This is a genomic window from Allofournierella sp., assembly GCF_048388525.1.
GTDB lineage: Bacteria > Bacillota > Clostridia > Oscillospirales > Ruminococcaceae > BQOK01.
Genome location: NZ_DBGCTQ010000077.1, coordinates 1 through 6,362, shown reverse-complemented (window position 1 = coordinate 6,362; position 6,362 = coordinate 1). Strand labels below are relative to the sequence as shown.

6 protein-coding genes are annotated in these 6,362 nt (G+C 53.2%); all 6 read right to left on the bottom strand.

All coding sequences use genetic code 11. From position 1 onward, the window contains the following. Window positions 1–474 (bottom strand): hypothetical protein (locus ACMLHZ_RS09865; RefSeq protein ID WP_418667559.1); only part of this gene is annotated, 474 nt, incomplete at its 3' end. Then, window positions 471–1,238, bottom strand: coding sequence for an ATP-binding cassette domain-containing protein (locus ACMLHZ_RS09860; RefSeq protein WP_418667558.1), 768 nt, complete (start codon window positions 1,236–1,238; stop codon window positions 471–473). The genes ACMLHZ_RS09860 and ACMLHZ_RS09865, both read right to left, overlap by 4 nt. 60 nt (window positions 1,239–1,298) lie before the next feature. Then, window positions 1,299–2,582 (bottom strand): hypothetical protein, encoded by a 1,284-nt coding sequence (locus ACMLHZ_RS09855; protein ID WP_418667557.1) that lies wholly within the window; start codon window positions 2,580–2,582, stop codon window positions 1,299–1,301. A gap of 137 nt (window positions 2,583–2,719) precedes the next feature. Then, the gene (locus tag ACMLHZ_RS09850) at window positions 2,720–4,024 is read right to left on the bottom strand and encodes a hypothetical protein (protein WP_418667556.1); all 1,305 of its coding nucleotides are present in this window, start codon (window positions 4,022–4,024) and stop codon (window positions 2,720–2,722) included. A gap of 289 nt (window positions 4,025–4,313) precedes the next feature. After that, a complete protein-coding gene (locus ACMLHZ_RS09845; RefSeq protein WP_418667555.1) occupies window positions 4,314–5,582 on the bottom strand; it encodes a hypothetical protein in 1,269 nt (422 codons plus the stop codon). Between the two features lie 240 nt (window positions 5,583–5,822). Next, on the bottom strand, window positions 5,823–6,362 hold a 540-nt coding region (locus tag ACMLHZ_RS09840), incomplete at its 5' end, for a hypothetical protein (RefSeq protein ID WP_418667554.1).

The window sequence follows — 6,362 nt, the reverse complement described above, 5'->3', positions numbered from 1 at the left end:
CCGCGCCTTTTGCTGCACCTCCTGCAAAAACTCCGGGTAGGCGGCCACCGTGTCCAGCTCGGCCTTAATCTTGCTCAAAAAGCTGTACTCTTGGCGCAGGTTCTCGGTGTACAGGGTGTAGCTTTTGTTTTTGTAGATTTCCTCGTACTGCGCAAACAGCTCGGGGTACTGGCCGCGGGGGTCCGTGCCCCACTGGGTGCCCGCGTTCAGCGCCTGCTCATACAGCAGCTGCCCCACCTGCAAAACGCCCTGGGCGGTGGCCAGCTTTTCGTTTACCAGCGCCTGCTGCGCCTGGGCAGGCAGCCCCGCCAGCTCCCGCCCAATGGCCCGGTAGGCCGCGGCGGGCGGCGCGTTGGGCCCGGGCTTTGTGCCGGTGTACAGCAAAAACAGGTTTGCCCCCGCCAGCACCGCCAGGCACAGGCTGAACACCCGCTGGCCCCACACCTTGCGCAGCTCGGCAAAAAACAGCCTCATGCGCCGCCCCCCTCGCCGAACACGGCCAGGTACACATCCTCCAGGCTGCCGCCGGGGGCGTACCGCGCCACCAGCTCGGGCACCGGGGCCTGCGCCACCAGCCGTCCCTCCTTCAGCAGCAATATCTCGTTCGCCACGCTCTCCACATCGCTCACCACGTGGGTCGCCACCAAAATCACCCGGTCGGCCGCAAGCTGCGCCAGCAGCTGGCGCAGGCGCACCCGCTCCTTGGGGTCAAGGCCCGCGGTGGGCTCGTCCAAAATCAGCAGGCGCGGCTGCCCCAGCAGCGCGGCGGCCAGCAGCAGCCGCTGCTTCATCCCACCCGAATACGCGGCAAGCCGCTTGTCCAACTCGTCCGTCAGGTTCACCGCCCCGGCAACCCGCCCCACCTCGGCGGCCACCGCCGCCCGCGGGATCTCTTTCAGCGCGCACATATAGGCCAAAAACCGCCGCCCGGTGTAGCTGTCATAAAGGCCCTGCTGCTGCGGCATATACCCCAGCTCACGCCGGAACGCGATGTCCAGCGCCCGGGCGTTTTTGCCCTGCCACAGCACCCTGCCGCCGTCCGGCGCAAGGCTGCCGGTGATAATGTTGATCAGGGTGCTTTTGCCCGCCCCGTTGGGCCCCAAAAGGCCATAAAGGCCCGGGCCGAGGGCAAAGCTCACCCCGGCCAGGGCCTGTTTTGTTTTTGCACCGCCCGCTTTGCGCCAAAACGGCGCCGCGGGCAGGGCGTAGCTCTTTTTCAGATCTTTTACCTGCAGCATATCTTCACTTCGCTTTTCGAGGTCTATGTATATAACACGGTCGCTCCCTGCGGTTTTATTTCACTTCTGCCGCACGATCTGCCGCGATATGTTTTTTGATCCCAGATAATCCGGTTTTGCAAACAATTCCATCTGGTAAACCGGCAATTCGATTGCAATTTCTGTTCCATCCCCAGAATCCAGCGTTGCATTTTCCACATAGCTTTTGGTGATCACCAAAAACTCTTGTTCGGTCTCCGCTATCACTTTGGCTTCATATTGTGTGTGTTTGCCCTCGTCATAATAGCCGATCGTGCTTTTTACCACCGAAAAATCGCCGGTATCCACTACCAGATTGTAATAGCAGTCACTCTGCTCGTCATAATAAGGAACAAACAAATATTTCCCAATTGATGTAATAGCATTGCACACAAAGCTGGTGTCCGAGCCATAGCCGCCTAAGGGGTAGGTTTCTTTTGCTCCCGCAATAGTGTATTTTTCCAGTAAACCGTCGTTTACGCCCATAAGATAAAACGCCTCTTGGTTTACGGCAGTATAAACGAGCTTTTCACTCCCCCAAGAAACGATTGGGGTTTGTTCTCCGGTGTCCACGTTAAATGCATAAACCGTGTAATCTGTTCTATGGTCGTTGCCCGCTTGGACATCTTCAACGGTTTGAACGATCAGGTTTCTGTCCCATCCTTCCAGAAATTGTGTTCCAAAAGGAAACGTTGCCACCAGCGTTTCTTTTCCTCCGTCGAACGCCAGCTTAAACAACTCTATTTCTTTCATCGTCACGCGGAAGCAGTATAAAAATTGATCATCGGCAAGAACCACCGGTAACAGGGTCGATGTACTGTCGCCTTGGTAAATACGTTTGCGATCTGCGCCGTCTAGTCCCATAGAATAGATGGCACTCAGCGCTCGTTCGCCAAAGCTTTCGTTCGCAGCATATGCGGGCGCTCCGCCGCGCAGGAAGAACAGCCGGTCATTGTATAAAAACAGCGCGGTTTCCCCTGCGAGCGAGTCCAGATAGGATGGGTCCTCTTCCCCTCTGTGGTCGCCGTTCACTTGGCTGGAAAGATAAACATCCTGTCCGCTGGCGTAATCCACATAGCGGATGTTTCCTGTTAGCATGTTTTCGGGCGCCGGGGCCACATAATAAAACCCTGCTTCACTTCCCGTTCCGCAAATGATATCCGCACCCCGCACAAGCATTTCCAGCTTTCCCGCATTGCCGTCCGGCGCCTCCCCTTTTTCGGCCGTTAAGATCGGGCCGGAGTCCGGTTTTGCACCACAACCGGTGAAAAGCGCCAAACACACCAAAAAGCCCGCCGTACATTTTATTTTGCTTTTGCAACGCATCTTTCCCCCTCCTTCTGCTTTATAAAAAGTTCTGCAAAGCAAATGCAGTTCTTCCTTGTACCTAAAGCATAAGAAGGGCGGCGGCACTAAGTCTGCACAGAAATGTATCGAAACGGTAAAACAAACAATCCTTTCGCTCACGTGGTATGGTCTGTAATATCAATATACCGCGGGATACCTTCCCAGTAGTCCGCCGCGTCGATCAGGGCGTAATCGCGAACCGGCGTGTTGCTGTAGTAGGGGACCCCCTCCTCATTCTGGGCCGCCCCCTGCTCATAGGCCTCATGCTTCACCACCAGATACTGCCCTGTGGCAAGCGTGTCGATCACCGTCACCGCAGCCGCTTTTCCCTCGAACATATATTGCAGATCCCACACCCGGGGCTCTCCGCCTTCTTTGTCTGCGGTATAAAACACCAGGCTTTCGATCCCCGGTTTGTGTTCTTTCAATTTGCGCACCCGATACAGCAAATGCCCGTCTCGGTAGTCATATACCACAAAATCCGTGTTGGGGTCCTCCGGCAGCCGGACCTGCGAAAACGAAAAAGTCTCGCCCGAGCGTAAATCCCGCACTTCCACTTCTCCTGCTTTCTCATTGCAGACCACAAGCGAACTTCCAAACAAATTCGGCATGGGCTCCTGCGCTTCCCATGCAAACACAGGCGTTTCCTCCAGCGTGTCAATGTTGAGCAAATAGAGCTGGTACCCGCTCACTTGCTCAAATGGATCGGCACCATTTTCTTCTTTTGTGCGGTAAAGAAGAACGGACCTGTCGAACGCGCCCCATATCCAGTCCACCCGGTCCGCGTCCAGCGCGCAAAGCTGGCTGTTTTCCCCCGTGGCCAAGTCAATTTGCCGGATACTTGCCGTTCTCCCTTTCTCCTGGTCGGTGGTGAGCCGAAAATACAGCGATTGTCCGTCCGTAAAAAACGGTTTTTCAATTCGCTCATTTGCCTTGAATTCCGCGATCTTCCTGCGTTCCGAGCCGTCAAAGTTCATGGTTTCAATGTGCGGCAGCGCCGCAGCGCCCCAGGTGTCATAATCGCCGGTACCCAGGTAAACCAAAGCCAGCGTTTCCCCCACGACCGAAGGCACCACGCCCCCGCTTCCAGGCGCAAGCCAACCGGTGCAGCTCTCATCGCTGTGGGTACAGTTTGGCTGGCCGCACAGGGTCACCGTCTGGCGGGTGGCATAATCGGTATACCGAAGGTTGCCCGACCCATTTTGCCGAATAACGGGGCTGATTGAAAAATACCCCTCGCCGTTGCCGCTGCCGGTTGAAAATCCATCCGCTCCCTGCAATGCATACAGCGGCATGGCGGCGTGCGGCGGGAGCTCCTGCGTAGGCCTGGATACCGGAACATTTGTCGGCGCCTTTTCCCCGCACCCGTAAAAGGCCAATACCCCAGCCAAAACGCAAAGCAGGTAGAAAAGCTTTCTCATATGTTTCTCCTTAAAAGGGGCGTGGCCGCCTTAGTGGTCACGCCCTCTTCTTTCCGATCAAATCAATCCTTTGTCCAATATGCATAAGTGGTACCACCCCAACTTACGCTTCTGCCATATATCGCCAGTTTATTGCCGCGGTGATTGGACAAATCAATGGTAAACTGATCAATGCCGCCGTTGATGTAAACCACCGAATCATTATCGTTCGCCGCCACATTTTTATAAATGTTGCATTTGTGTATCTTTTTCAGGGTGCCCCCTACGCTGGCCCCAGCAATAGGCTCTCCTACGTGAGATCCGCAACAATTTTCTTTTGATCCACATCCGACCAAAATGTCTGCACATCCTCCAGGCCGTAGATAAACCTCGTGTCCAGTGCTTGATACGCGGTCCCGTCCGCCGCATAAAAAGTTTTTGTTTCGTCAGTCCGGTCTCTCACAAATAGGTATTGGTTTTTTGCCGCCGCAACAATATTAACACTATGGTCGATCGATCCCTGGTAGCTGTAAGTAAGAGAATTTTTATAAATCGAACCAGAATCAAGGTCAATTCCATAAAGCTGCTGCTTTTCGGTTTCTCCCTCCATTGTTGTAACCCGGTAAACAAAATAGTTTTCCCAAATACCACTCACGAATGTTGTTTGTTTTGAACCCACAGGGATACTTTCTTGAACCACCGCAGATTCCCCTGTATTCAAATCTACCCGCACAAAGCTTTGATCGATATGGTCGATATAATAAAAGGAATCCCGATATGCCACACCCGAGGTTGTTTCATTTGAAATGGAAACGAGCTGTTTTTGCTCCAAGGCCGTGAGGGAAAACACCGATAAATTCATCGGGTTCGTCTCCGAATCGATCACGTTTTCCAAAACCAATTGGTCTTTAAATGCGCCCACCACAAATTCGCCTATCGGCATGGCGCAAAGCACTTCTTGTTCCCCGGTCTCCAAATCCACTTTTGTCAGCTCGTTCACATTTTGCCCCAGGGGCGTTACCGCTTCGATCACCGTGTAAAACGAGTCCCCGTCCGTTGCAACGCTGCGCATCATGCGCTTGCTTGCCTCAAATTCGGTAAGGACGCGTCTCTCGCTGCCGTCAAGCCGCATTTCATATACGCACGCCTTTTTTGCATCCGCAGAATCCGAAGAGGCAAACAGTGCGCCCGGATATACGGCATAAAGTTTGTCGTTGATAACAAAAAGGTAGCTTATCCCGTATTGGAACCAGCTGGGGTCTTCTTCTGAAATATGAGAGGCAACTACGTCACTGGAAAGATAAACGGTTTGGGCAGTATCAAAATCCGTATAGACGATGTTGCTGGAGCCGTCTTCGTTAAAACGGATATCATAATATCCGTTTGGGGAAACGCTTCCCGCCAGCCCAAACATTCCTTCCGTGCTGGTCACCAATTTCAATTCCGTGGGTGCAGCGTTTGTTTCAGGCTGCCTTAATGATTGCGGCCGTTCGCTCCCACTCTGGGGCCCGGCCCCTCCGCACGCGCACAAGCAAATTGCCAAAAGCACCAGCATACCTTGCAACAGTTGCTTTTTCATCTATCTTTCCTCTTATAAACAAATCCCCACACAAGCAAGCGCAAATTCCATCCTGCGCTTTTTTCGCTTCTCATGTTTATAACACGGTTGCCCCTTGTGGTTTTATTTCACTTCTGCCGCACGATTTGCAAAGATAAATTTTCTTGAAACAATTCAATTGGCTCACAACCGCAACAGCTATGCGGCGGTTATTTTGTGTCCTTCTTTACTCCATCGCATTTTCAAGCGCATCGGTTGTTTTTACTTTTGACCATTCCATACAGAATTCAAGTAGTCCTGCCACTTGTATACCACAAGTTCCTGGCCCACATAGCTGCTCTCATCCTCGCCCGAATACAACAGATTTTTTAAAACGATGTCTTCTCCCAGCGTTCCCTCGATCGTCAGCGGGTAATTTCTAACCGGGTCGTAAAGCTCGATCTGTGTCAGCGCCCCGCTGTTTAGATCGTATGCGTATTGATGAACCAGCAGCGCCCCGCTTTCCTGGTAGCCCTCTATCAGCTCAAAGATAAAAAAGCCGTTGTGATAAAGCAGCGCGGTAACGTCCGCAAGCGTCTCCACCTCTTTGCCAATTGCAAAGGCTTTTTCCTCTCCTGTCGCACAATTCCGAAGGGTCACTTGCAGTTGTTTGTCCGGCTGTGTGATCAGGAACAGATTTTCGCCTGCCATAAATTCCTTACACATATCCTGCTGCCAGGCCGAAACGGTTTGGGTCGCGCCGGTGGTCACATCCACGGTAAACACCTGGTGTTGCTGCTGTAAATACGCTGTTTCCCCGTT